Below are 353 nucleotides of genomic sequence, written 5' to 3' on the forward strand. Positions count from 1 at the left end.
CTGAAGTGCAAATGGCCCAGCACTTCCTCGAGGATCTCCGCACCGGTGCACTCGACGAGCGGTTTCTTGACGTAATCGCCCGCGCGATCATGGAACAGGCCATAGCCCCACCACACCGCGACGCCCTCGGGCTGGCCCGGGAAGAACGGCTGGTGATAGATCGACAGCGTCAGCAGCCATGCCGATTGCTTGAAGGTGATCAGCCCGCCGGTACCCGCCGCGCTGCCGCTGAAGCGCTCCATCAGTTCCAGGAACAGCGGGTCCTTGACCGTGACGGTGAAAGAGATCCACGAACTCTCTTCCACATTGCCGTTAAAGGCGGCGGGGTTGCCGAAGGCGGGGCGGCCCTCCGC

General features: G+C 63.7%; 1 protein-coding gene. It reads right to left on the bottom strand.

Annotated features, from left to right (window positions below; all coding sequences use genetic code 11):
- The coding region (locus QMG56_RS23280) for an oleate hydratase (RefSeq protein ID WP_281825287.1) at positions 1-353 on the bottom strand (353 nt) is incomplete at both ends.

The organism is Sphingobium sp. BS19 (assembly GCF_027925545.1).
GTDB lineage: Bacteria > Pseudomonadota > Alphaproteobacteria > Sphingomonadales > Sphingomonadaceae > Sphingobium.